The following is a 22,901-nucleotide window of genomic DNA, read 5'->3' as shown; positions in this document are numbered from 1 at the left end:
TCTTACTCTGTGGCGAAGTTCCTGTATAACGCAAAAATGTGACAGAGATCTATATTTTTTGTTTATTTTTTATTCAGGGATCGTAAGCACCTTATCTGGCCTGCTGCTTGCCCGATGCGCGTAGCGCCACCGGGCAAACAACGCTCACATCAGCGAAATTTCTCACTCCTGTCGCTGGTCATATCGTACAGACCAAACTTACGTCCAAGCTGCTGGCCTCCGTCACGCGTCAACGGTGTCCAGCCGATCGCCGCACGACTGCGGGTTGGGCCGGTGGAGAAGAGATCCAGCGGCACAGAAACATACACGCCTTTGGTAAAATCCCCTTCCCCGTACTCATCTGGTGATGCATCGGTGATGGTCGCATAGCCGCCCACCACGACACCGCTGTCGAAGCGTTTAGCAATCTCCAGCGTCCCACCTTTATCTCCAGCCAGATACTGCCCGACACTGGCTTTCACCAGCACATCCTGGGCGAACGAAGGATTCCAGTAGGCCGTCAGATGCCCGGTCTTCACGCTGTAGTCGGTGAATTTCATCATCTCCTGCGCACTGCGCCAGTCACGTTGTTTCACGTAGTTGGCGTCAATACCAAACGCCCAATTACCATCCAGCGGGCGGTACAGCACTTCAGCCCCCGCGCCGCCGTACATGGTCTCCAGATAGCCGCCGTAAACCTGTCCGTAAAACCCATGACCAAGAGACTGGAAGTAGTTAGCCTGGAGATTATTCACATACACGTCGTTCTGCACATAGTCACGTACGTGGGTACGAACCCGCGGCAAATGCGAATCCTGCGGCGGATTAGTGTAATTAAACTTGTCGTAGTTATTGGCAAGATTGGCAAACAGACTGCCGGTAGTGAGCAGGTGATCCGTGACCCACAGATCCGCCGTTCCCATAACACCCAACTGATACATATAGAAGTTTTCCGGGCCGCCAACCGACTGATTAAGCACCGGATCGATATGAAAATCGAAGCGTGACTTATCGATATACCAGCCCTGCTCGACAGTTTGTGGAACAACGGGTTCGACGCGGTTTTGCACCAGCGAAGTTTCATGTCCCAACGGTTCCCCTTGCAGATGGTTCTTCAGGCTTGATACATCCGTTTCGGTCGTCACCTGCGGTAAATTCAAGCGATTTTCTGTTACGCGGATCGTGCGGATCCCTTCCGGAAGATCGTTCATCACGATCCGATTCGCTCGTTCGATCCCTTCACGAGAGTCACGGTACTTCACCTGTTCGCCGGTGACGTAAAGTGTCTCGCCCTTCACCTGAATCTTCGGATCCGCCAGCCCGGCGTTGTATTTCAGCAACGTTAACTGATTCGCCACTACCGAATGTTGCAGGATGGCATCCTGCGGCTGCGGCTGATATTTCGGTCGGGCATTGTCGTTATAGCTGGGCCGCAGATCGTTGAAGTTGGTACGCAACGTGACCCCAAACATAAAGGTATTGCCGCGTTCGTAGCTGAGGTTAACGTCGGCCCAATCGGTGACGCGGTAAATGGCGCCGACGTTAAACTTACTCTTCTGCTCCAGCTTACCCGCAAAATCCTGCTGGTAATTGTTCCCTTCATACTCCAGTTTCAGACGCAATGGCTGCCAGGGTGTCTGGTATTCCACGCCGCCAAACAACGATGCCGGACCGTGGAACATCTGGCTACCATCGATAGATCCGGCCTGTTTATAGCTGTTATCGCGATAACAGAATTTATCGCTGTACGAACACAGCGGATTACTCACATTGCCGCTGGTTCCCAGATATCCCCAGCCAAGGCCGAGCGAGAAATCAAAAGGACCCCAGGCTTTATTCGCCACAATGTATTCCGCATCAAACAGGCCAGTCCCGCCGATATCCCGCGCACCAACCGCCACCTGCGGCATCCAGTAACTCTCTTCCCACAGCCGTAATTTGAGGTCGAAAGCCTTATCCTTGTATGTTTGATCGCCAGAAAACGACTCAACACTGCTGTATTTTTTAGTACGCACATCGGTGTAGCGCAGTGTGGTTTCCAGCCAGGGAAAAAGCTGCACAGACGCGGAGTAGTAGCGGTACTGATCGTTATCACGATAGTTGAGGCTCATTTCCCCTTCACGCGCCATCCGTGCGGTCGGGGTTTGCAGCAGCCCCACGCCGCCAAAGTCTGACTGAGAAGGGCCAGCAGGCGCCGGGAAAGTTTCACCGTGGCACGCCACGCTTACACCCAGCGCCAATAAGCTGAGCAGATAAGTTTTTCTCATCATTCGGGTATCCGCTGGGTCAGAGTGCGAAGGATGTCGGCATTGATTTCATCCGGGGCTGTACTCCAGACGGCATCGGCGAGTCCGACAAAAACGGTGCTGCCGGGCATCAGCTCTACGTGGCGTTTGTTCCAGTAAGCGACTGGCGCTTTCTGTGTACGTCCGTCGGGATAGACCACCCACGCATAACTGCGATCGGCACCACTGAGCAAACTTTGCCCATCGAGATAGCTGGCAACATCACGCCCGGCCACAAACGGTTGCTTCCCCGGGCGACTTACCAGCCCAAACAACGTAATTTCTGTTGGCTCTGGCCCGACCCAAAGCGTGTAGTTGCCCTGTAATGGCGGGTTACCGCCGTCACTTACCCGCACAACGTCCGGATCGAGATTAATCCGCTGTCTGCCGGTAACCTTCAGCACCTGCACTTGCTGATGTAACGTGTTGATGGCGGCAGCGGCGTCACCACTTTCCTCTGAACTCAGCGCCGCTAAACGTCCTAACAGCACCTGTTGTTGGCGCTGCGCTGTAATGGTCGCCTGTTCTTCACTGATGATCGCCGCTGGCCACCAGCTATTTGCCAGTTTCGGTTGTCCCACCAGATCGATCAGGTGCTCCACATCGGCCAGCGTTTTCGCCTCCGTGTTGCCTGTCGTCATCACTTTGACAGTGCCTGCTGCAAAAACAGATGACACGCTCAGGCTGACGAGGAGCGCTGTAATAGTCCGTTTCATCATGATTTTGCCGCCTTAATCAGCGTGGTTTTCACCGGGAAGTAATTTGCGCCCAGGTACTGTTTCGACTGACGAATCAGCCCGTCGCTATCGATCCAGTAGCGGTTATGCCAACGGGCCTGATCGGTCGTCACCTCTTCATCCAGCACGCGAACCGAGGTTTCATCGCTGGCAACCCTGATACTGTCAGTGCCATCCCATTTGAAGACCGAGCGGGCGGTGGCGTAGCGCACCTGCTTATGCTCGGTCCAGCCCATCGTACGGCTCCAGGTGACACCGTCGACGATCTGGTTTGGCTTGATAAGCGGGTCTGCCGCCAGATTATTCACCTCGATCAGGTTGTCTCCGCCGAGCCATGTTTTCACCAGACGTCCGTGCTGTGTCACGAGAACGGCCTGATCCTGCGTCACCCATTTCTGCTGGTCGTTTTCTGCGAAAGCGAGCACCACAAACAGCTGAGGGCCGTCATTGAGCTGCATATACTGGCTGGCATAGGGTATGTTTTGGATATCATCGTCCGTCATCTGTACGCCAGGTGTACCGAACACGCTATTCCACAGCGAATGTCCCAGCCCCTCAGTTGAGGCAGAACACGCCTGCAGTAACAGGCAAACCAATATGAGCGCTGGTCGCTTCACGACGCTTCTCCGCATTATTGCCGGGTGGCGCTATGCTTACCCGGCAGGCCGATAAGTCCCGCAGGCTTACGGCAATCCAAAATAACCACACCGAAGTGTGGTTATGGTTAAACGTACCGCGATTACTGGGTACTGGTGGTCGTGGTGGTTGTGGTTCCGGTATTAGAGCCATCTCCACCACCGGTTGCCGCCAGGGCGACCCCCACCGCAGAACTTACGGTGCTCACGCTGGTTGCGGAGGAACTTCCTGCCGAAACCGACGCGGCAGCTGACCCTGCAGCCTCCCCCACCTGGACGGGGGCGGCATGGACAGAAGTCGCCGCAAGCGCAGATATAGCCAAAAGGCCATACAGAACTTTTTTCATCACAAATTCCCTTCATTGTATGAATGGAGATTTACCCAAAAGAATTTCGGGCGAGATCGAGTATACACAACCGAAGTATGCGAATTACGGCACGCGGGAATTTAGGATAATTAGAAAAAAGAACGCACTAATAATAACTTTTAATATATAAACAAATATAAATCAGTTAGTTAAAATAATTATATAAAAATACAATATCCGTAAACTCTGAAAATCATCGAGCAAACATTAAAGTAATAAAATTATTTTAGGATTAAGCTCAATTAAATTTTCACATAAGGTTCAAGAGAAAGGGAATTATCTTATAAAAAAAGCCGATAATAATATCGGCTTTTTAATTTCATTATTGCTGCGGTTCAAAGGAAGACGCAGATTAACGCCAGGACTTATAACGGTTAATCAAACCGTTAGTCGAGCAGTCGTGGCTGTTGATTTCTTTATCATCGTTCAGCTCTGGCAGAATGCGGTTTGCCAGTTGTTTGCCCAGCTCCACGCCCCACTGGTCGAAGGTGAAGATGTTGAGGATTGCGCCCTGAGTAAAGATTTTATGCTCATACAGTGCAATCAGCGCGCCCAGACTGAACGGGGTAATTTCACGCAGCAGAATGGAGTTAGTCGGACGGTTGCCTTCAAACACTTTAAACGGCACAACGTGCTCGAGCTGAGCCGGATCTTTACCCTGGTCACGATATTCCTGCTCAACCACTTCGCGAGATTTACCAAACGCCAGCGCTTCAGTCTGAGCGAAGAAGTTGGACAGCAGCTTCGGATGGTGATCCGACAGCGGGTTGTGGGTAATCGCCGGAGCGATAAAGTCACAAGGAACCATTTTGGTGCCCTGATGAATCAACTGATAGAACGCGTGCTGACCGTTAGTGCCCGGCTCACCCCAGATGATTGGGCCAGTCTGGTAATCCACCGCGTTGCCGTTACGGTCAACGTATTTACCGTTGGATTCCATATTGCCCTGCTGGAAGTAGGCCGCGAAACGGTGCATATACTGGTCATACGGCAGGATCGCTTCGGTTTCAGCACCAAAGAAATTGTTGTACCAGATACCGATCAGCGCCAACAGCACCGGCAGGTTTTTCTCTGCAGGCGTGGTGGAGAAATGCTTATCCATTGCGTGTGCACCGGACAGCAGCTCAACGAAATTGTCGTAGCCCACGGACAGGATGATAGACAGGCCGATTGCTGACCACAGGGAATAGCGTCCACCGACCCAGTCCCAGAACTCGAACATGTTGGCGGTATCAATACCGAACTCGCCAACCGCTTTGCCGTTGGTGGACAGTGCCGCGAAGTGTTTGGCAACGTGCTTGTTGTCGCCTGCAGTCGCCAGGAACCAGTCGCGCGCGCTGTGGGCGTTGGTCATGGTTTCCTGAGTAGTGAAGGTTTTAGACGCGACCAGGAACAGCGTGGTTTCCGGGTTCACTTTCTTCAGCACTTCGGCAATATGCGTGCCGTCAACGTTAGACACAAAGTGCATATTCAGGTGATTTTTGTACGGACGCAGCGCTTCGGTCACCATGAACGGGCCAAGGTCAGAGCCGCCGATACCAATGTTCACCACATCAGTGATTGCCTTACCAGTGTAGCCTTTCCAACTGCCGGAGATAATCGCTTCAGAGAAGGATTTCATCTTCTCCAGCACCGCGTTCACTTCCGGCATCACATCTTTGCCGTCAACAATGATTGGCGTATTGCTACGGTTGCGCAGCGCTACGTGCAGCACCGCACGGTCCTCGGTGCGGTTGATCTTTTCACCGGAGAACATGGATTTGATAGCACCTGCGAGATCGGTCTCTTTCGCCAGATCCTGCAGTTTGGCCAACGTCTCTTCAGTGATGCGGTTTTTGGAGAAATCCACCAGCATCAGATCGTCAAACGTCGCGGAAAATTTAGTGAAGCGATCGCTATCTTTCGCGAACAGGTCCGCGATTGTAACGTCTTTCATCTCTTCAAAGTGTTTTTGTAGTGCCTGCCAGGCTGAGGTCTGCGTTGGATTGATGTTTTTCATTAGCAATACTCTTCTGATTTTGAGAATTGTGACTGAGATCGATTGTAACGCCAGTCACAGAAAAGTGTGATTGTTTTAATGCCATTGCACTGGCCTGTATGAATCGAGGATGAAAAGCAGCAAAAGTATAGCTGTTATAAGCGCTGTTACTCATCGCTAACGCAGCATGAAAAATCCGCATAATCCCAGCGTTGACAGTACAGGCTACACATTTTATTTATAAATACGGTATTTGCATTTGCGCCTGCACCGGTTTCCGTTCTGCCTTTGTGCCATGGTCGCTTTTTTCATTCCCTGACACGAGGTCGTTATGACAAATCTAGTTGTCTCCAAGTTTGGCGGTACCAGCGTGGCGGATTTTGACGCCATGAATCGCAGCGCGGATGTGGTACTTTCCGATGCTAACGTCCGTTTAGTGGTACTTTCCGCTTCGGCGGGCATTACCAATCTGCTGGTCGCACTGGCAGAAGGACTGGAGCCAACCGAACGCTTCGAGAAGCTCGATTCCATTCGTCAAATTCAGCTCGATATCCTGGAACGCCTGCGCTATCCGAACGTGATCCGCGAAGAGATAGAACGCCTGCTGGAAAACATCACCACGCTGGCAGAAGCCGCTTCACTGGCCACCTCAACCGCACTGACTGACGAACTGGTCAGCCACGGTGAACTGATGTCTACCCTGCTGTTTGTCGAGATCCTGCGTGAGCGTAACGTGCAGGCGCAGTGGTTTGATGTGCGCAAAGTGATGCGAACCAACGATCGTTTTGGCCGCGCAGAGCCGGATGTTTCGGCGCTGGCTGAACTGGCGACGCTACAGCTGGCCCCGCGTCTGGATGAAGGTCTGGTTATTACCCAGGGTTTTATCGGTAGCGAAAGCAAAGGCCGCACCACCACGCTGGGACGTGGCGGCAGCGACTATACGGCAGCCTTGCTGGCAGAAGCGTTGCACGCAACGCGCGTTGATATCTGGACCGATGTTCCCGGCATCTACACAACCGATCCACGCGTAGTTCCAGCCGCTAAACGTATTGATGAAATCGCCTTTGAAGAGGCTGCTGAGATGGCAACCTTCGGCGCGAAAGTGTTGCATCCGGCGACCCTGTTACCCGCCGTACGTAGCGATATTCCGGTGTTTGTTGGCTCCAGCAAAGATCCAAAAGCGGGCGGCACGCTGGTGTGTAATAAAACCCAGAATCCACCGCTATTTCGCGCACTGGCGCTGCGTCGTAAGCAAACGCTGCTCACGCTGCATAGCCTGAATATGCTGCACTCTCGTGGATTTTTAGCGGAAGTGTTCGGCATTCTGGCACGTCATAATATCTCGGTGGATTTGATTACCACCTCAGAAGTCAGCGTGGCGCTAACCCTGGACACCACAGGTTCCACTTCCACCGGAGATACGTTGCTGACACAGACTCTGCTCATGGAACTGTCTGCACTGTGCCGGGTAGAAGTAGAAGAAGGTCTCGCGCTGGTGGCGCTGATTGGTAACGACCTGTCTAAAGCCTGTGGCGTGGGTAAAGAGGTGTTTGGCGTGCTGGAGCCGTTCAACATTCGCATGATTTGCTATGGTGCATCCAGCCATAACCTGTGCTTCCTCGTTCCCGGTACTGAAGCTGAGCAGGTTGTGCAGAAGCTGCACCATAATCTGTTTGAGTGACAACGTCCGTAGACCGGATGGCGGTGAATCGTCTTATCCGGCTTACGGTATGGGTGCACGGCCCGACAGGTGTAAACATCATCGGGCCGTACACTCCGTTAACGTTTATAGTTCCTGTCCTTTTATATTCACCAGACCGTGCAGAACCTGGTCCAGTCCACCGAATACCGAGATTTTATCGATACGCTCAGCCACTCTTTCGAGGGTTTCCAGCTCTTTTAAACGCAATGCAACCGGGTTGTTTTCCATAACTTTCGCCGTATTCAACAGCGAACGCGTCGCAGCAGTCTCTTCCCGACGACGAATCACGTTAGCCTGCGCCGATTTCTCAGCTTCAACCAGTTGGGACAATATGGCCTTCATATCTCCCGGCAGCACAATATCTTTTACGCCCAACGAAGCGACCTCGATACCAAACGGCGTCATACGGCTCTTCACCTGCGTACTCACGATTTCGTCGATAATCTGCTTATCTTCCAGCAGTTCATCCAGCGTTCGAGTACCCACCGCTTCACGCAGTGCAAACTGCAGTTCGCGATAGAGATGATCCACCGGTTTGGTGAGCTGACCAAAAGCCTGTAATACGTCGCTATAGCGCCAGTTAGCGGCCATATTCAGACGCAGGTTGACCTTATCTTTGGTCAGGATCTCCTGCCCGCCAACTTCCAGTACCTGCAAGCGGGTATCAACCACTTCGGCTTCAACCAGATGATTCACTTTCCAGTACGCGGTCAGACCTGGCGATAACAATGCCTGCGTTTCACCGTCAATTTTCAGCACACCAACGTGCCACGCCGGAATCTGTACCGTTAAGATCGCTTCGCGTCCCTTTACCGCACCATTGCGTCGCGGTTGTAACACCGCATTCATAACCTCTGTTGGCACCAGAACCTGACGCGTATCCATGCGTACCAGCTGCAGCGCGTCGTCAGCCCGCCAGTACAAACGGCGTGTCGAGGGCGGCAAAATTTCTTGCAGAATACCGTTGGCATACAGCGCTGCCGCTTCGGTATCGGTTAAATCAGCCGCAAGGCAATACTGATCAACCCATGATGACTGGAAGCGGCGCAGATACTCCGCCAACGCTTCGGGCACTTCACTACCATCCATGTTAACGATCAGCACTTCCGGTGGGTTAAGCCACGGCAAACGGTGTTCGCCTGTTTCCAGCACCTGATAGTAATCCCCCTTACGGGATAAAAGACCTAACTGACCTTTTTTAATTGTGATTTTCTTAGCCATTTTTTATTCCTTAATGAGTGAACCAGGCGCGGGTGCAGAGGCGAAGCGACAGGGGAATTCCCTTTTGCCTGCCACACGGCATCGTTACCGGCAGCCTGTTTTGGGTCCGCTTACTGCGCGAAACCCGTTTTTATTTATATGATTAACAACCAGTTTTCATTTGGAGGATGAAATTGGGAATCGAACCCGTTTTGAGTCATCGACTGACGGAACACTCCCGGAAAACAGCATCAGCCGTTCCTGACGTGCCGGCGGGGTTTAACCCCCTGCGCTTTCAGCGTTATTGACGAAGGGGTTATTGCCAGAAGCATGCCAGAAAGATAAATTGCCATGATTATTTTTTATTTTATTGATTTATATGATTTTAATTTTCAATCTTCATACAGGTGGTTGCCGCGCTCATCGATATTTCTTATCTTTTAATATCTAAACTTATCTATCTGGATAAACCATGAAAAAACGTCGGGTGGTGATTGGTGTTCTTGGAACGGTGCTGGACGATCGCGGCAAGCGGGCGAGCCGCTTTAAGAGATGGCGACCCACAGTGGGCCTCTGTCTGCAGACTGATTTTCCCATCGACAGACTGGAACTGCTCCACCAGCCGCGCGATGAGAGCGTGGCGCAAAGGCTAATCAAAGACGTTACGCAACTTTCCCCGCACACCGAGGTGCGCGCACATGTAGTGACGATTAACGATCCGTGGGATTTTGAGGAGGTCTATGCCGCATTTCTCGACTTCGCGACCCATTACCCCTTTGATACTGAAAACGAAGAGTATCTGGTACACATCACTACCGGGACACATGTGGCGCAGATCTGCTGGTTCCTGCTGACGGAAGCCCGCTACCTGCCCGCCAGCCTGCTGCAAACCAGTCCAGCCCCCAAAGGCTCATCAGAAGACGCTGTCACCGCCGGAGTCTGCTCGGTTATCGATCTGGATTTAAGCCGTTATGCCACGCTGACCAGCCGTTTCCTGCGCGAGCAACAGCAGTCCGTCTCCTTTCTGAAAGCAGGGATAGATACGCGCAACGCTACGTTTAACAAACTGATTGACCGCATTGAGCGCGTTGCGTTGCGATCTACCGATCCAATTTTGCTCACGGGTCCTACCGGCGCGGGTAAATCCTTCCTGGCAAAACGTATTTTTCAGTTACGGCAGTCGCGCCATCTGGTGGCAGGCAAACTGGTGGCGGTAAACTGCGCCACCCTGCGCGGCGACAACGCGATGTCCACGCTGTTTGGTCATGTAAAAGGGGCATTTACGGGCGCACTCACTCCACGTACAGGGCTATTACGGGAAGCCGATGGCGGCGTGTTGTTTCTTGATGAAATAGCCGAACTGGGGCTGGATGAGCAGGCCATGCTGTTAAAAGCCATTGAAGAAAAAACCTTTTTCCCGTTTGGCTCGGATAAAGAGGTTTACAGTGATTTCCAGCTGATTGCGGGGACACATCGTGATATGCAGCAATGGGTAGCCGAGGGACGTTTCCGCGAGGATCTCTATGCGCGTATTAATATGTGGCGCTTTGCCCTGCCGGGTCTGGCACAGCGACGGGAAGATATCGCACCGAATGTAGAGTATGAACTACAGCGTTTTTCCGATAAGAAACAGATGCAGATCCGTTTCGACAAAGAGGCACGAGAACGTTATCTGGCGTTTGCCTGTTCATCACAGGCGCAATGGCGCGGCAATTTTCGCGAACTGAGTTCATCCGTTGCCCGAATGGCGACACTGGCCGAACAGGGGCGCATCACGTTATCTCTTGTCGAAGAAGAGATTGTGCTGTTACAGGAGAGCTGGCAGCTAACGACCTCGCAGCCTGAAATCAATATGGAGATCGACCTGTTTGATAAGCGTCAGTTAGAAACGGTCCTCGACGTTTGCCGCCGCAGCGCATCATTGTCCGAAGCTGGACGCGAGCTGTTTGCCGTATCCCGCCAGAAGAAAACCAATCCTAACGATGCAGACCGCCTGCGAAAATATCTGGCCCGTTTTGGGTTGAACTGGGAGAGTGTCCGCAGCGGAACATGAACATAATTTGTTTGAATAAAATTCCTGCACGCGATAAACAATAGCTATGGTCGGGCTCGATCCCGGCCTGTTTATAACAAGCAAACACAACCGACTCTTAATAATTCTGGTGACAGCGACATCGCTGTTGCCTGAAATATGACGAGTAAAGTGCAAGGAAAACAACATGCTCGCCACTCTCACCCGGCTGTTCCCGTTATGGGCGCTGCTACTCTCTGTTATCGCGTATTATACGCCATCCACCTTTACCCCTGTTGGCCCATGGGTCACCACGCTGTTAATGCTGATTATGCTCGGGATGGGCGTACATCTTAAAGTTGATGACTTTAAGCGCGTACTCTCACGTCCTGCACCGGTCGCCGCAGGTATTTTCCTGCACTATCTGGTGATGCCGCTCGCGGCCTGGATTCTGGCACTGGCTTTCCATATGCCACCGGAACTGTCCGCTGGCATGGTACTGGTCGGTAGTGTCGCCAGCGGCACTGCATCCAATGTAATGATCTACCTGGCAAAGGGTGACGTGGCGCTGTCTGTCACTATTTCATCTGTTTCAACGCTGGTAGGCGTCGTCGCCACCCCGCTGCTGACACGACTGTATGTCGATGCGCATATTCAGGTGGATGTGATGGGAATGCTGCTCAGCATTCTACAAATTGTCGTAATCCCAATCGCTCTGGGCCTGGTCATTCACCATCTGTTCCCACGGGTAGTCAAAGCCGTGGAGTCGTATCTACCTGCTTTCTCAATGGTGTGCATTCTGGCGATCATCAGCGCAGTCGTGGCGGGTTCCGCGTCACACATCGCATCCGTCGGCTTTGTGGTGATTATCGCCGTGATTTTGCACAACACTATCGGTCTGCTCGGTGGTTACTGGGGCGGAAAACTGTTTGGCTTCGATGAATCCACCTGCCGCACGCTGGCGATCGAGGTGGGAATGCAGAACTCAGGACTTGCTGCCGCGCTGGGAAAAATCTACTTCGGCCCGCTGGCCGCGCTTCCAGGCGCACTGTTCTCTGTCTGGCATAACCTTTCCGGCTCACTGCTGGCAGGCTACTGGTCCGGTAAACCAATTGATGAGAAACACCATCAGGCGGTGAAGGAAAACTAAAAAAGTGCCGGGAGGCGCAAGCTTACCCGGCCTATATGCTATCAGACAGCCCGAGATTACCGTACACTGAGCTAACAGGCTAACTGAGGGCAACCGTATGGCACTCCCCCGCATTACCCAAAAAGAGATGACCGAGCGCGAACAGCGTGAGCTGAAAACGCTGCTTGACCGCGCCCGCATTGCACATGGCCGCCTGCTGACCAACGCAGAGACCAACAGTATTAAGAAGGAATACATCGATAAGCTGATGGTTCAGCGCGAAGCAGAGGCAAAAAAAGCCCGCCAGTTGAAGAAAAAGCAGGCTTATAAACCAGATGCGGAAGCATCGTTTTCCTGGTCAGCGAATACGCCAACGCGCGGCAGACGTTAACGTCCTTTCTTCTTACGCCCCGGCGAGGTAAAACGTTTACCGTTTGCAGCCGGGCGCGCTTTCTCTTTCTCAGCGGATTTTTCGATCTTCACGACCGGGCGCTTAATACCTGCCGTTTTTGGCTTCGCTTTCGCCTTCGGTTTCGCTTCTGAAGAAGAGTTTTCAATCAATTTGAACAGTTCGATCAGTTCATCATCCGTCAGGTCACGCCATTCCCCCAGCGGTAAGCCGGACAGACCGACGTTCATGATACGCGTACGTTCAAGCTTCGTGACTTCATAGCCAAAGTGTTCGCACATACGACGGATCTGGCGATTTAGCCCCTGAACAAGCGTGATGCGAAAAACAAACGGCGCCTCTTTCCGGACCTTACATTTTTTGGTGACAGTGCCAAGAATAGGCACACCAGCCCCCATTCCACGAATGAACTCGTCCGTGACCGGTTTATCTACCGTCACCAGATACTCTTTTTCGTGATCGTTACCGGCACGCAGGATCTTATTGACCAGGTCGCCATGGTTGGTCAGAAAAATCAGCCCCTGAGAGTCTTTATCCAGGCGGCCAATCGGGAACACGCGCTTACTGTGGTTCACAAAATCAACAATGTTGTCGCGTTCGCTGTCTTCGGTAGTGCTCACGATCCCCACCGGCTTATTCAGCGCGATAAAAACCAGATCTTCCGCTTCACGCGGCTCAATCAACCGACCATTCACTTTGACGACGTCGCCAGGCATCACCTGATCGCCAATGGTGGCGCGTTTGCCATTAATGAAGACATTCCCTTGTTCGATAAAGCGATCCGCCTCGCGACGCGAGCAGATTCCGCTTTCACTGATGTATTTATTTAATCGGATGGATGAGTCGGGCAGCATAAGTTCTCCTTTGGCAGAGAAATATACCCTACCTTGCGGGCGATAAAAAATAATCGTGTTCGAATGCCCAAGCGCTATATGTGATCAATCACACCTTTCTACACAAAAGTGTCAGCAATCCGCGCCTGCAATTTTGTTGGGCGAAAATAAACAGAATCAACGCATTACAGCAACAAGCACATTTGTGCCAGCAACGCGCTATCAGCACATCAAATGTGCAACATAATCAGCCAGTTCATGGCGATGAAATAAGTGAAAATAGCTTTGAGATGTGGAACGGATGGGGTTATATCAGATCAAGAAGTCAATTTCGTGATTTGCACAAATGTGCAGGAGCCCAAAGATGGCGACGGAAAACAGCGATGATATCCGCCTGATCGTAAAAATAGCGCAGCTTTATTACGAACAGGATATGACACAAGCGCAAATCGCCCGGGAGCTGGGAATCTATCGCACCACGATCAGCCGCTTGCTAAAGCGTGGTCGCGAGCAGGGCATCGTCACCATCGCCATTAATTACGACTACAACGAGAACCTGTGGCTGGAACAGCAGCTAAAACAGAAATTTGGCCTGAAAGAAGCGGTCGTGGTCTCCTGCGATAGCGAACAAGAAGATGAACAGCTCAAGATGATGGGCGTGCACGGCGCGCAGTTACTGGAACGCTTGCTGGAACCTGGCGATATTATCGGTTTCTCATGGGGGCGCGCGGTAAGGGGACTGGTTGAAGGATTATCCCCCGCCAGCCAGTCACGTCAGCTTATCTGCGTGCCTATCATCGGCGGGCCTTCCGGCAAACTTGAAAGTCGCTACCACGTCAACACGCTGACTTACAGCGCAGCGGCAAAGCTCAAGGGTGAATCTCACCTGGCAGATTTCCCGGCGCTTCTGGAAAATCCGCTGATCCGTAACGGGATTATGCAGTCACGACATTTTAAATCGATTTCCGCCTACTGGGATAATCTGGATGTCGCGCTGGTGGGAATTGGTTCCCCGGCGATACGAGATGGTGCTAACTGGCATGCATTTTACGGCAGCGAAGAGAGTGATGACCTGCATGCCCGTCAGGTTGCCGGGGACATTTGTTCACGCTTTTATGATATCAACGGTGTAACGGTAGAGACCAATATGAGTGAAAAGACGCTCTCCATCGAAACCAATAAATTAAAGCAGGCGCGTTACTCCATCGGCATCGCCATGGGGGAAGAAAAACTGAGCGGTATTCTCGGTGCTTTACGCGGAAATTATATTAACGGTTTAGTCACTAACAGCCATACTGCTGAATTATTGTTGAAATAAATATATTCAAATTGATCCTGACGTAATTAATTTTATGAGGGATCCCCTTATCTGAAATTGGGAGTCTATTATGAAAACGTGGTTAAATCTGCAAGATAAAGTCATTATTGTTACCGGTGGCGCATCCGGAATTGGCCTGGCCATTGTCGAAGAATTATTAGCACAAGGCGCTAATGTGCAAATGGCAGATATTCATGGCGGAGAAGGTAAATATGAAGGCCATAGCGGATATCACTTCTGGCCAACGGATATTTCCAGCGCCAAAGAAGTTAATCATACTGTTGCTGAAATTATTCAACGCTACGGACGTATTGACGGACTGGTGAATAATGCAGGGGTTAATTTCCCACGCCTGCTTGTCGATGAAAAAGCACCCGCCGGACAATATGAACTCAACGAAGCTGCTTTTGAAAAAATGGTCAACATCAACCAGAAAGGTGTGTTCTTAATGTCGCAAGCAGTGGCACGCCAGATGGTGAAACAGCATGACGGCGTAATTGTGAATGTCTCTTCCGAAAGCGGACTGGAAGGCTCAGAGGGTCAAAGTTGCTATGCCGCCACCAAAGCCGCACTGAATAGCTTTACCCGTTCCTGGTCAAAGGAATTGGGCAAACACGGTATTCGTGTAGTCGGAATTGCACCTGGCATTCTGGAAAAAACCGGACTGCGCACCCCCGAGTATGAAGAAGCGCTGGCCTGGACCCGCAACATCACCGTCGAGCAGTTGCGCGAGGGCTATACCAAAAACTCAATTCCTATTGGCCGTTCGGGACGCCTGAGCGAAGTTGCTGATTTTGTTTGTTATCTTCTGTCAGAACGCGCCAGCTATATTACCGGAGTAACCACTAACATTGCGGGCGGAAAAACGCGCGGCTAAGGAGATTTTATGGTCAATGCAATCTTCTGCGCCCACGGCAAACTGGCCTGCGCCATGCTGGAATCGGTGCAGATGGTCTACGGCGATGCCAACGTGGAAGCGGTGGAATTTGTCCCCGGTGAAAACGCCAGTGACATCGTGGTAAAACTGGAAAAGTTAGTGAGCGCCCACACTAGCGATGAGTGGCTGATAGCCGTCGATTTACAGTGTGGCAGCCCCTGGAATGCCGCCGCCACACTGGCGATGCGTAACCCGGCAATACGGGTCATTAGTGGGTTGTCACTGCCGTTGGCGCTGGAACTGGTGGACAACCAGAGCAGTATGAACGTGGATGAACTGTGTGAACACCTGACGAGCATTGCGCTACAAACTTGCGTCGTCTGGAAGCCACTGGAAACGATCGATGAGGATTTCTGATGAACATTACCCTTGCTCGTATTGATGACCGCCTGATCCACGGTCAGGTCACCACCGTCTGGTCGAAGGTGGCGAATGCCCAACGGATTATTATCTGTAACGATGACGTCTATAACGATGAAGTACGCCGGACATTATTGCGCCAGGCTGCCCCGCCAGGGATGAAAGTTAACGTAGTCAATATCGAAAAGGCGGTCGCGGTATATCACAATCCGCAATATAAAGACGAAACCGTATTTTATTTATTTACCCGCCCACAGGATGCCTTGGCAATGGTAAAACAAGGCGTGAAAATAGCCACCTTAAATATTGGTGGCATGGCCTGGCGACCGGGTAAAAAACAATTAACCAAAGCGGTCTCGCTAGATGATGATGATATTAATGCGTTCCGTGAGTTGGATCAATTAGGCGTCACTCTGGATTTACGCGTCGTGGCTTCCGACCCATCGATTAGTATTCTCGAAAAAATAAAAGAACAATCTTTCGCTGAATAAATATACACAAAATCATTCAAGTTGCATCAAGGCTGAAAATGAGTGAATCCCGATGAGCTCACTCTGGCAAGTGATTCGGGTGAACGAACGTAGCCAACGCCGAGGCAGCCTGAAGGATGCCATGTATAAAAGCGCCTGTGTATTAAGGCTGTAACAGGCAGGGATGATCACACTCTGAAGGTGCCATATTATGGAAATAAGTACCCTACAAATTATCGCCATATTTCTATTTTCCTGTATTGCCGGAATGGGCAGCGTGCTGGATGAATTCCAGACCCACCGCCCGCTCATCGCCTGTACCGTTATTGGCTTAATTCTTGGTGATTTAAAAACCGGGATTATGCTCGGCGGCACGCTGGAGCTGATCGCGCTCGGCTGGATGAACGTTGGTGCAGCGCAGTCCCCCGATTCGGCACTCGCCAGTATTATTTCCGCCATTCTGGTGATCGTCGGCCAGCAGAGCATCGCAACCGGTATCGCGATTGCGCTTCCCGTAGCTGCCGCAGGCCAGGTGCTCACCGTCTTTGCCCGTACTATCACCGTGGTGTTCCAGCACGCGGCAGATAAAGCAGCGGAAGACGCGCGCTTTCGTACCATCGATATCCTTCACGTCTCCGCGCTGGGTGTGCAGGCGCTACGCGTCGCTATTCCGGCGTTGATTGTTTCGCTGTTTGTTAGCGCCGACATGGTCAGCAATATGCTGAATGCTATCCCGGAATTCGTCACTCGCGGCCTGCAGATTGCTGGTGGCTTTATCGTGGTGGTCGGTTACGCCATGGTGCTGCGCATGATGGGCGTGAAGTATTTGATGCCGTTCTTCTTCCTCGGCTTTATCGCCGGGGGCTATCTCGACCTGAGCCTGCTGGCCTTTGGCGGTGTGGGCGTAATTATCGCGCTGGTTTATATCCAGTTGAACCCGCAATGGCGTAAAGCCGAACCGCAGGCGCAAGCCACCACATCTACCGCCCTTGACCAACTTGACGACTAACGGAGCCCATCATGGAACAGAAAAAACTGACCAAATCGGACCTGTTTAGCATGTTTGTTCGCTCCAACCTGCAACAGGCATCATTCAACTTTGAACGCATTCATGGGCTGGGTTTTTGCTACGACATGATCCCCGCCATTAAACGCCTGTATCCACTGAAGGAGGATCAGGTCGCGGCGCTTAAGCGTCATCTGGTGTTCTTCAACACCACTCCGGCGGTGTGCGGACCGGTGATCGGCGTCACCGCCGCAATGGAAGAAGCACGCGCCAACGGTGCAGAAATTGACGACGGTGCGATCAATGGCATCAAAGTCGGCCTGATGGGTCCGCTTGCCGGCGTCGGCGACCCGCTGGTCTGGGGCACGTTACGGCCGATTACCGCCGCGCTCGGTGCATCTTTAGCGCTCTCCGGCAACATTCTCGGTCCGTTATTGTTCTTCTTTATTTTCAACGCGGTGCGTCTGGCGATGAAGTGGTACGGCTTACAGCTTGGCTTTCGTAAAGGAGTCAACATCGTCAGCGATATGGGCGGCAATCTGCTGCAAAAACTAACCGAAGGCGCATCGATTCTCGGCCTGTTTGTGATGGGGGTTCTGGTCACCAAATGGACCAGCATCAACGTACCGCTGGTGGTATCGCAAACGCCTGGCGCAGACGGCACCACTGTCACCATGACCGTACAAAACATTCTCGATCAGCTTTGCCCTGGCCTGCTGGCGCTGGCGCTGACACTGCTGATGGTACGGCTGCTTAACAAGAAAATTAATCCGGTATGGCTGATCTTTGCCCTGTTTGGTTTGGGGATTATCGGTCATGCGCTGGGCTTCCTGTCCTGATTATTCGCCCCGGTCTCTACCGGGGCACCTTCAAATAACTATTCCCAGAAGATACAGGGAAAGAGGTGGTATATATGTTAACGACAGCTTTACGCCTTTATGGCAAACGCGATCTGCGCCTGGAAACTTTCGATCTTCCGGAAATGCAGGACGATGAAATTCTGGCTTCGGTCGTCACCGACAGCCTGTGCCTCTCTTCCTGGAAAGAAGCGAATCAGGGCGAGAACCACAAAAAAGTACCGGACGATGTGGCCATCAACCCGATCATCATCGGCCACGAGTTTTGCGGCGATATTCTCGCCGTGGGGAAAAAATGGCAGCATAAGTTTCAACCCGGCCAGCGCTATGTGATTCAGGCTAACCTGCAACTCCCGGATCGCCCGGACTGCCCCGGCTACTCCTTTCCCTGGGTTGGCGGTGAGGCGACGCGCGTTGTCATTCCCAATGAAGTAATGGAGCAGGACTGCCTGCTCGCCTACGAAGGAGAGACCTATTTTGAAGGCTCCCTGGTTGAACCACTGTCCTGCGTGATTGGCGCATTCAACGCCAACTATCACCTGCAGGAAGGCACCTATAACCACAAGATGGGCATTCGTCCGCAGGGGCGCACGCTAATCCTCGGCGGCACCGGTCCAATGGGGCTGCTGGCGATTGATTATGCGTTGCACGGCCCGGTTAATCCGGCACTGCTGGTGGTAACCGATACCAACAAAGACAAACTAAGCTACGCCCGCAAACACTATCCGTCGGAGCCACAAACACAGATCCACTATCTTCACGCCCAGGAAGCGTCTTATGACACGCTGATGGCGCTGAGCGGCGGTCACGGATTTGACGACATCTTTGTGTTTGTGCCGAACGAGCAACTGGTCACGCTGGCCTCTTCCCTGCTGGCAGCCGATGGCTGTATGAACTTCTTTGCCGGTCCGCAGGATAAGCAGTTCACCGCGCCGATTAACTTCTACGATGTCCACTACGCTTTCACCCATTACGTCGGGACGTCTGGCGGTAATACTGACGATATGCGCGCGGCAGTAAAACTGATTGAAGAGAAAAAAGTACAGGCTGCAAAAGTGGTGACGCACATTCTCGGGCTGAATGCGGCAGGTGAAACAACGCTGGAGCTTCCGGCTGTAGGCGGCGGAAAAAAACTGGTGTACACCGGCAAAGCGTTGCCATTAACCGCGCTGACGCAGATAGACGATCCGGCTTTGCGCGATATCCTGGAACGCCATCATGGGATCTGGTCACAGGAAGCCGAGCAATACGTATTGGCGCACGCCAGGGAGATTTAACATGATTAATCGCAACACCCAGCTGTGTATGTCGCTTGCCGGTCGGCCCGGCAACTTCGGCACGCGATTTCACAACTATCTGTATGAAAAGTTGGGGTTAAACTTTATCTACAAAGCCTTCAGCACTCAGGATATCGAGGCTGCGGTGAAAGGCGTGCGAGCGTTAGGTATTCGCGGCTGCGCGATATCGATGCCGTTTAAAGAGAGCTGCATGCCGTTTCTGGATGTCATCGATCCCTCTGCGCAAGCTATTGATTCCGTGAACACTATCGTCAACGACAACGGTACGCTAACGGGTTTTAACACCGACTATATTGCAGTAAAAAGCCTGATTGCCAGCCACCAGCTTGATAACGGCGCTCGCGTCATGATTCGCGGCAGCGGTGGGATGGGCAAGGCGGTCATCGCCGCGTTTCGCGATGCCGGTTTTCACGATGTGATCGTTGCTGCCCGCAACCGGGAAAGCGGCCCGGTGCTTGCAAGACAGTACGGTTTTCAATGGCAGCCACAGCCGGAAGGGATTGCCTGTGACATTCTGGTCAACGTCACCCCCGTCGGTATGGCCGGAGGTAAAGAAAGCGATGAACTGGCGTACAGCAAAGTGATGGTCGCTAACGCCCACGTGGTGTTTGATGTCGTCGCCCTGCCACCAGAAACGCCGGTGATAAAACTGGCGCAGCAGTTGGGTAAAAAGACTATCAGCGGTGCAGAAGTGATTGCCTTACAGGCCGTGGAGCAGTTCGCCATGTACACCGGCATGCGCCCGGACGACGCACTGATTGCCGAAGCTGCTGAATTTGCGCGAGCGGGGTAAGAGAGCAGGAGTAGAGCGCCGGGGATGGGCGCTCTTATTTGTCTTTGCCACTACGCAATTCGAGGCATAGCGAACAGTTGCTGATCCGCTTTCGCTTCTAACTCAGCCAGTGCAGGAATCAATTGGCTGATGTTCATCAGGCTGTGCCCCAACTGGCAAACGCTCTCATTGGACATACGTTCCTGTTTTTCACCCGCCATTGTCAGCAGGCTTTCACCCATAACATTCAGCGTGTGATACAGACCGGCCAGCATCTCTTCGCAGCCAAATGACAGTGCCAGGTTTTCTTCAGTGGAGAGTTGACTACAGTCGAGATGGCGAAAGGCCTCAGCGAGTGGAAAGTGGAATAGATCAGCTTCAGGCAGGAGAGAAAAAGACGCCGAACGGGCGTTAGTGGTACGATTAGCATCAGCCATAGCATTACCTCGTATAATGTTGTGGTTAAACGCCCTGATCGTGTTGCTGCACTTTCGGGGCGTTGTCATTTTTAATGTGTGAGAGTAATGTGTCATCACACATGCTCACACCACTCTTGTGTAATTAAGGTGTCAACACACATGAATGAAAGAAGAGGCAATCCCCCGTTTCAATTCCGTCTGGATCCAGAACTGCGAAAAGCAATGGAAGAAGCACAAAAACAGGACGGCGATGAATCGCTTGCTGCCTGGATTAAACGTATTATCAGGAAAGAAGTGAAGCAAAAAGGGATTGAGGTTTAAGGGGATTTATGTCGGTTGGCTGAAAGTCCGCTGAGAGCGAGGAGCGGACATTGGTAGCCTCAACAACATGACTAGTATTGAGGTGTATTAATCAACGGGAAGCAGGTCAGTTTATTGCGCCAGCCCGACTTTTACGAAAGGGCTACCATGACTACGCGATTTTTTGATTAGCTTGCCTACGTATAATTCTCTGATTTTTGGTGATGCGATTCGTCCAACAAACTCTGAACGGTTGGTTTCGGGAGGGATGACCAGTTCCCGGGTAAAGTACTGCTGAGAGCCTGCCTTTAACCAGCACTGTATCTCGTAAACTTCCATCACTAAACCGCCGTAGGTGGCGTATGCAAATTGTAGGTTTTCATCTTTTGGTACTTTTGCCCAGACGCCACGTGTAGCTTCATATAATGCAAGTGCACTCATGCCAGACTTGTAGGTGCTGTTTAGCAAAAAAGCGAGCCCGGCATGTTCAGGTGCGATTTCCGTCTCTTGCTTAAGAAGGAGATGGTTGAGCTCATCCAGCGTGATTCGCCCCATAAGGGAGCTGCTTCCTCGTACTTTGTTGGTCAGTTCTCCAACACCTAAGAGATCAATACATGTTGCTTCAACAAGCTTCGCGGTTGCCTCATCCATGCCATGGCGTAGTATGTCGATACCCAGATTTCCTGTTTTTAACAGATGATTAATTCGTTCTGATTTCGGAGAGTCATCATTATACTTTATATGATCAAGGCAGCGTTCTGACTTGCCTTTGCCTATATAAAACGGCTTTTTAGCTGCATCTTCAGTGTCATAAAATGCATAAACATAGAACTTAGCCATCCCTAACGCTTTTGAGTATTTTGAAAAATCTTTCAAACCTTGCTTCCTTAAGGCAAAAGTACTTAATTTTACTATCGGCACTAGAGTTCCGAACTTAAGCGCAAAACAATTAGCGTACAGATTGACCTGCGCCCATTGATGAATATGGGCCAAAGTTAGCAACGACTGCTATTGGCACACAGCTGCCTCCCCTCTCCACCGTTATCGTTTCTCGTATCAATCGCAGCATCCTGAAAAATTACGCATTATTGCGAGGCGCTTTCCACAACCTCATCTCCAACATCGTGAGCCATATCAGTAAGGTGTTACACTGACGGTGGTAGCATTACTGTGGTTTGTAATTTACTGATTATCTGGAGAAATGATGGAACTGCTTTTATTGAGTAACTCGACACTGCCAGGCAAAGGCTGGATGGAACACGCGCTGCCACTGATCGCTGAGCAGTTGAACGGTCGCCGCTCTGCGGTGTTTATTCCGTTTGCTGGTGTCACGCAAACCTGGGACGACTATACAGCGAAAACGGCAGCCATCTTTGCGCCAATGGGCGTCGATGTCACAGGCATTCATACCGTTGCCGATCCGGTCGCAGCCATTGAGAACGCTGAAGTGGTGATTGTCGGCGGAGGTAACACTTTCCAGTTGCTGAAAGAGAGCCGTGAGCGTGGCTTGCTGGCACCAATTGTTGGCGTGGTCAAACGCGGCGCGCTGTACATCGGCTGGAGTGCGGGTGCGAACCTCGCCTGCCAGACTATCCGTACCACGAATGACATGCCAATTGTCGATCCAAAAGGTTTTGACGCCCTGGGTCTGTTCCCACTACAAATCAACCCGCACTTCACCAACGCGCTGCCGGAAGGCCACAAAGGCGAAACGCGTGAACAGCGTATTCGCGAGCTGCTGGTTGTCGCACCGGAACTGACAGTGATTGGTTTGCCGGAGGGGAACTGGATCAAAGTAAGTAACGATAAAGCCATTCTTGGCGGCCCGAACACCACTTACGTATTCAAAGCGGGTGAAGAAGCGGTAGCCCTTGAAGCAGGTCACTGCTTTTAATTAA

Annotated in this window: 23 protein-coding genes; 14 read left to right on the top strand and 9 right to left on the bottom strand. The window is 51.8% G+C overall.

Annotation, left to right across the window (positions count from 1 at the left end):
- Positions 1–149 precede the first annotated feature (149 nt).
- From AACS05_RS01090 to pgi, 5 genes are all read right to left on the bottom strand, one after another.
- Positions 150–2,246, bottom strand: coding sequence for a YjbH domain-containing protein (locus AACS05_RS01090; RefSeq protein WP_045449396.1), 2,097 nt, complete (start codon positions 2,244–2,246; stop codon positions 150–152).
- Positions 2,246–2,983 carry a capsule biosynthesis GfcC family protein gene (locus tag AACS05_RS01085; protein ID WP_045438476.1) on the bottom strand — a complete coding sequence of 246 codons (738 nt, stop codon included), beginning with the start codon at positions 2,981–2,983 and terminating at the stop codon, positions 2,246–2,248. The genes AACS05_RS01090 and AACS05_RS01085 overlap by 1 nt, the downstream gene beginning before the upstream one ends.
- Positions 2,980–3,618: a YjbF family lipoprotein gene (locus AACS05_RS01080; RefSeq protein ID WP_045438473.1), complete on the bottom strand. Its 639-nt coding sequence runs from the start codon at positions 3,616–3,618 to the stop codon at positions 2,980–2,982. Before AACS05_RS01080 ends, AACS05_RS01085 begins: the two co-directional genes overlap by 4 nt.
- A 122-nt stretch (positions 3,619–3,740) precedes the next feature.
- Positions 3,741–3,983: an exopolysaccharide production protein YjbE gene (gene yjbE, locus AACS05_RS01075; protein ID WP_045438470.1), complete on the bottom strand. Its 243-nt coding sequence runs from the start codon at positions 3,981–3,983 to the stop codon at positions 3,741–3,743.
- Positions 3,984–4,356: 373 nt separating this feature from the next.
- The gene (gene pgi / locus AACS05_RS01070) at positions 4,357–6,003 is read right to left on the bottom strand and encodes a glucose-6-phosphate isomerase (protein WP_045438468.1); all 1,647 of its coding nucleotides are present in this window, start codon (positions 6,001–6,003) and stop codon (positions 4,357–4,359) included.
- A 310-nt stretch (positions 6,004–6,313) separates the two neighbouring features.
- On the opposite strand from pgi, the gene lysC reads away from it, so the two are divergent.
- A complete protein-coding gene (lysC, locus tag AACS05_RS01065) occupies positions 6,314–7,663 on the top strand; it encodes a lysine-sensitive aspartokinase 3 (protein WP_045438466.1) in 1,350 nt (449 codons plus the stop codon).
- A 105-nt stretch (positions 7,664–7,768) separates the two neighbouring features.
- Here lysC and AACS05_RS01060 read toward each other — a convergent pair whose 3' ends face one another.
- The gene (locus AACS05_RS01060; protein ID WP_045438464.1) at positions 7,769–8,905 is read right to left on the bottom strand and encodes a slipin family protein; all 1,137 of its coding nucleotides are present in this window, start codon (positions 8,903–8,905) and stop codon (positions 7,769–7,771) included.
- A gap of 451 nt (positions 8,906–9,356) precedes the next feature.
- On the opposite strand from AACS05_RS01060, the gene rtcR reads away from it, so the two are divergent.
- The 3 genes from rtcR (at position 9,357) to AACS05_RS01045 (ending at position 12,415) form a co-directional block, all read left to right on the top strand.
- Complete coding sequence (gene rtcR, locus AACS05_RS01055; protein ID WP_045438463.1) at positions 9,357–10,937, top strand: RNA repair transcriptional activator RtcR; 1,581 nt, start codon at positions 9,357–9,359, stop codon at positions 10,935–10,937.
- 166 nt (positions 10,938–11,103) lie between these two features.
- Positions 11,104–12,045: a ketopantoate/pantoate/pantothenate transporter PanS gene (gene panS, locus AACS05_RS01050; RefSeq protein ID WP_045438462.1), complete on the top strand. Its 942-nt coding sequence runs from the start codon at positions 11,104–11,106 to the stop codon at positions 12,043–12,045.
- A gap of 97 nt (positions 12,046–12,142) precedes the next feature.
- Positions 12,143–12,415: a DUF3811 domain-containing protein gene (locus tag AACS05_RS01045; protein WP_045438461.1), complete on the top strand. Its 273-nt coding sequence runs from the start codon at positions 12,143–12,145 to the stop codon at positions 12,413–12,415.
- Here AACS05_RS01045 and rluF read toward each other — a convergent pair.
- Positions 12,412–13,287 (bottom strand): 23S rRNA pseudouridine(2604) synthase RluF, encoded by an 876-nt coding sequence (gene rluF / locus AACS05_RS01040; protein WP_045438459.1) that lies wholly within the window; start codon positions 13,285–13,287, stop codon positions 12,412–12,414. The genes AACS05_RS01045 and rluF overlap by 4 nt on opposite strands.
- Positions 13,288–13,630: 343 nt before the next feature.
- On the opposite strand from rluF, the gene AACS05_RS01035 reads away from it, so the two are divergent.
- The 8 genes from AACS05_RS01035 to AACS05_RS01000 all read left to right on the top strand — a co-directional run bounded on the left by AACS05_RS01035 (position 13,631) and on the right by AACS05_RS01000 (position 20,305).
- Positions 13,631–14,584 carry a sugar-binding transcriptional regulator gene (locus AACS05_RS01035; RefSeq protein ID WP_045438457.1) on the top strand — a complete coding sequence of 318 codons (954 nt, stop codon included), beginning with the start codon at positions 13,631–13,633 and terminating at the stop codon, positions 14,582–14,584.
- A gap of 70 nt (positions 14,585–14,654) precedes the next feature.
- The gene (locus AACS05_RS01030; RefSeq protein WP_045438454.1) at positions 14,655–15,461 is read left to right on the top strand and encodes an SDR family oxidoreductase; all 807 of its coding nucleotides are present in this window, start codon (positions 14,655–14,657) and stop codon (positions 15,459–15,461) included.
- Positions 15,462–15,470: 9 nt separating this feature from the next.
- Complete coding sequence (locus AACS05_RS01025) at positions 15,471–15,878, top strand: mannose/fructose/sorbose PTS transporter subunit IIA (protein WP_045438451.1); 408 nt, start codon at positions 15,471–15,473, stop codon at positions 15,876–15,878.
- Complete coding sequence (locus AACS05_RS01020) at positions 15,878–16,372, top strand: mannose/fructose/sorbose PTS transporter subunit IIB (protein WP_045438448.1); 495 nt, start codon at positions 15,878–15,880, stop codon at positions 16,370–16,372. Before AACS05_RS01025 ends, AACS05_RS01020 begins: the two co-directional genes overlap by 1 nt.
- 190 nt (positions 16,373–16,562) lie before the next feature.
- Positions 16,563–17,360 carry a PTS mannose/fructose/sorbose transporter subunit IIC gene (locus tag AACS05_RS01015; RefSeq protein ID WP_045438446.1) on the top strand — a complete coding sequence of 266 codons (798 nt, stop codon included), beginning with the start codon at positions 16,563–16,565 and terminating at the stop codon, positions 17,358–17,360.
- Positions 17,361–17,371: 11 nt separating this feature from the next.
- On the top strand, positions 17,372–18,196 hold the full coding sequence (locus AACS05_RS01010) for a PTS system mannose/fructose/sorbose family transporter subunit IID (RefSeq protein ID WP_045438444.1): 825 nt from the start codon (positions 17,372–17,374) through the stop codon (positions 18,194–18,196).
- A 74-nt stretch (positions 18,197–18,270) separates the two neighbouring features.
- A complete protein-coding gene (gene sorE / locus AACS05_RS01005) occupies positions 18,271–19,491 on the top strand; it encodes an L-sorbose 1-phosphate reductase (protein ID WP_045438442.1) in 1,221 nt (406 codons plus the stop codon).
- Between the two features lies 1 nt (position 19,492).
- Positions 19,493–20,305, top strand: coding sequence for a shikimate 5-dehydrogenase (locus tag AACS05_RS01000; RefSeq protein WP_045438439.1), 813 nt, complete (start codon positions 19,493–19,495; stop codon positions 20,303–20,305).
- 50 nt (positions 20,306–20,355) lie between these two features.
- Here AACS05_RS01000 and AACS05_RS00995 read toward each other — a convergent pair whose 3' ends face one another.
- Positions 20,356–20,721, bottom strand: coding sequence for a hypothetical protein (locus AACS05_RS00995; protein WP_045438437.1), 366 nt, complete (start codon positions 20,719–20,721; stop codon positions 20,356–20,358).
- A gap of 141 nt (positions 20,722–20,862) precedes the next feature.
- Between AACS05_RS00995 and AACS05_RS00990 the strand changes: the two genes are divergently transcribed.
- The gene (locus AACS05_RS00990; protein WP_045438435.1) at positions 20,863–21,024 is read left to right on the top strand and encodes a phage protein; all 162 of its coding nucleotides are present in this window, start codon (positions 20,863–20,865) and stop codon (positions 21,022–21,024) included.
- Between the two features lie 111 nt (positions 21,025–21,135).
- Here AACS05_RS00990 and AACS05_RS00985 read toward each other — a convergent pair whose 3' ends face one another.
- A complete protein-coding gene (locus AACS05_RS00985; RefSeq protein ID WP_045438433.1) occupies positions 21,136–21,879 on the bottom strand; it encodes an LEM-3-like GIY-YIG domain-containing protein in 744 nt (247 codons plus the stop codon).
- 328 nt (positions 21,880–22,207) lie between these two features.
- On the opposite strand from AACS05_RS00985, the gene pepE reads away from it, so the two are divergent.
- Positions 22,208–22,897, top strand: a complete 690-nt coding sequence (gene pepE, locus AACS05_RS00980; RefSeq protein ID WP_045438431.1) for a dipeptidase PepE — start codon at positions 22,208–22,210, stop codon at positions 22,895–22,897.
- Positions 22,898–22,901 lie beyond the last annotated feature (4 nt).

This window comes from Citrobacter sp. S-77, from assembly GCF_963864895.1.
Lineage (GTDB): Bacteria > Pseudomonadota > Gammaproteobacteria > Enterobacterales > Enterobacteriaceae > Citrobacter > Citrobacter murliniae.
The sequence above is the reverse complement of the archived record's forward strand: the minus strand, read 5'-3'. Positions and strand labels throughout refer to the sequence as shown.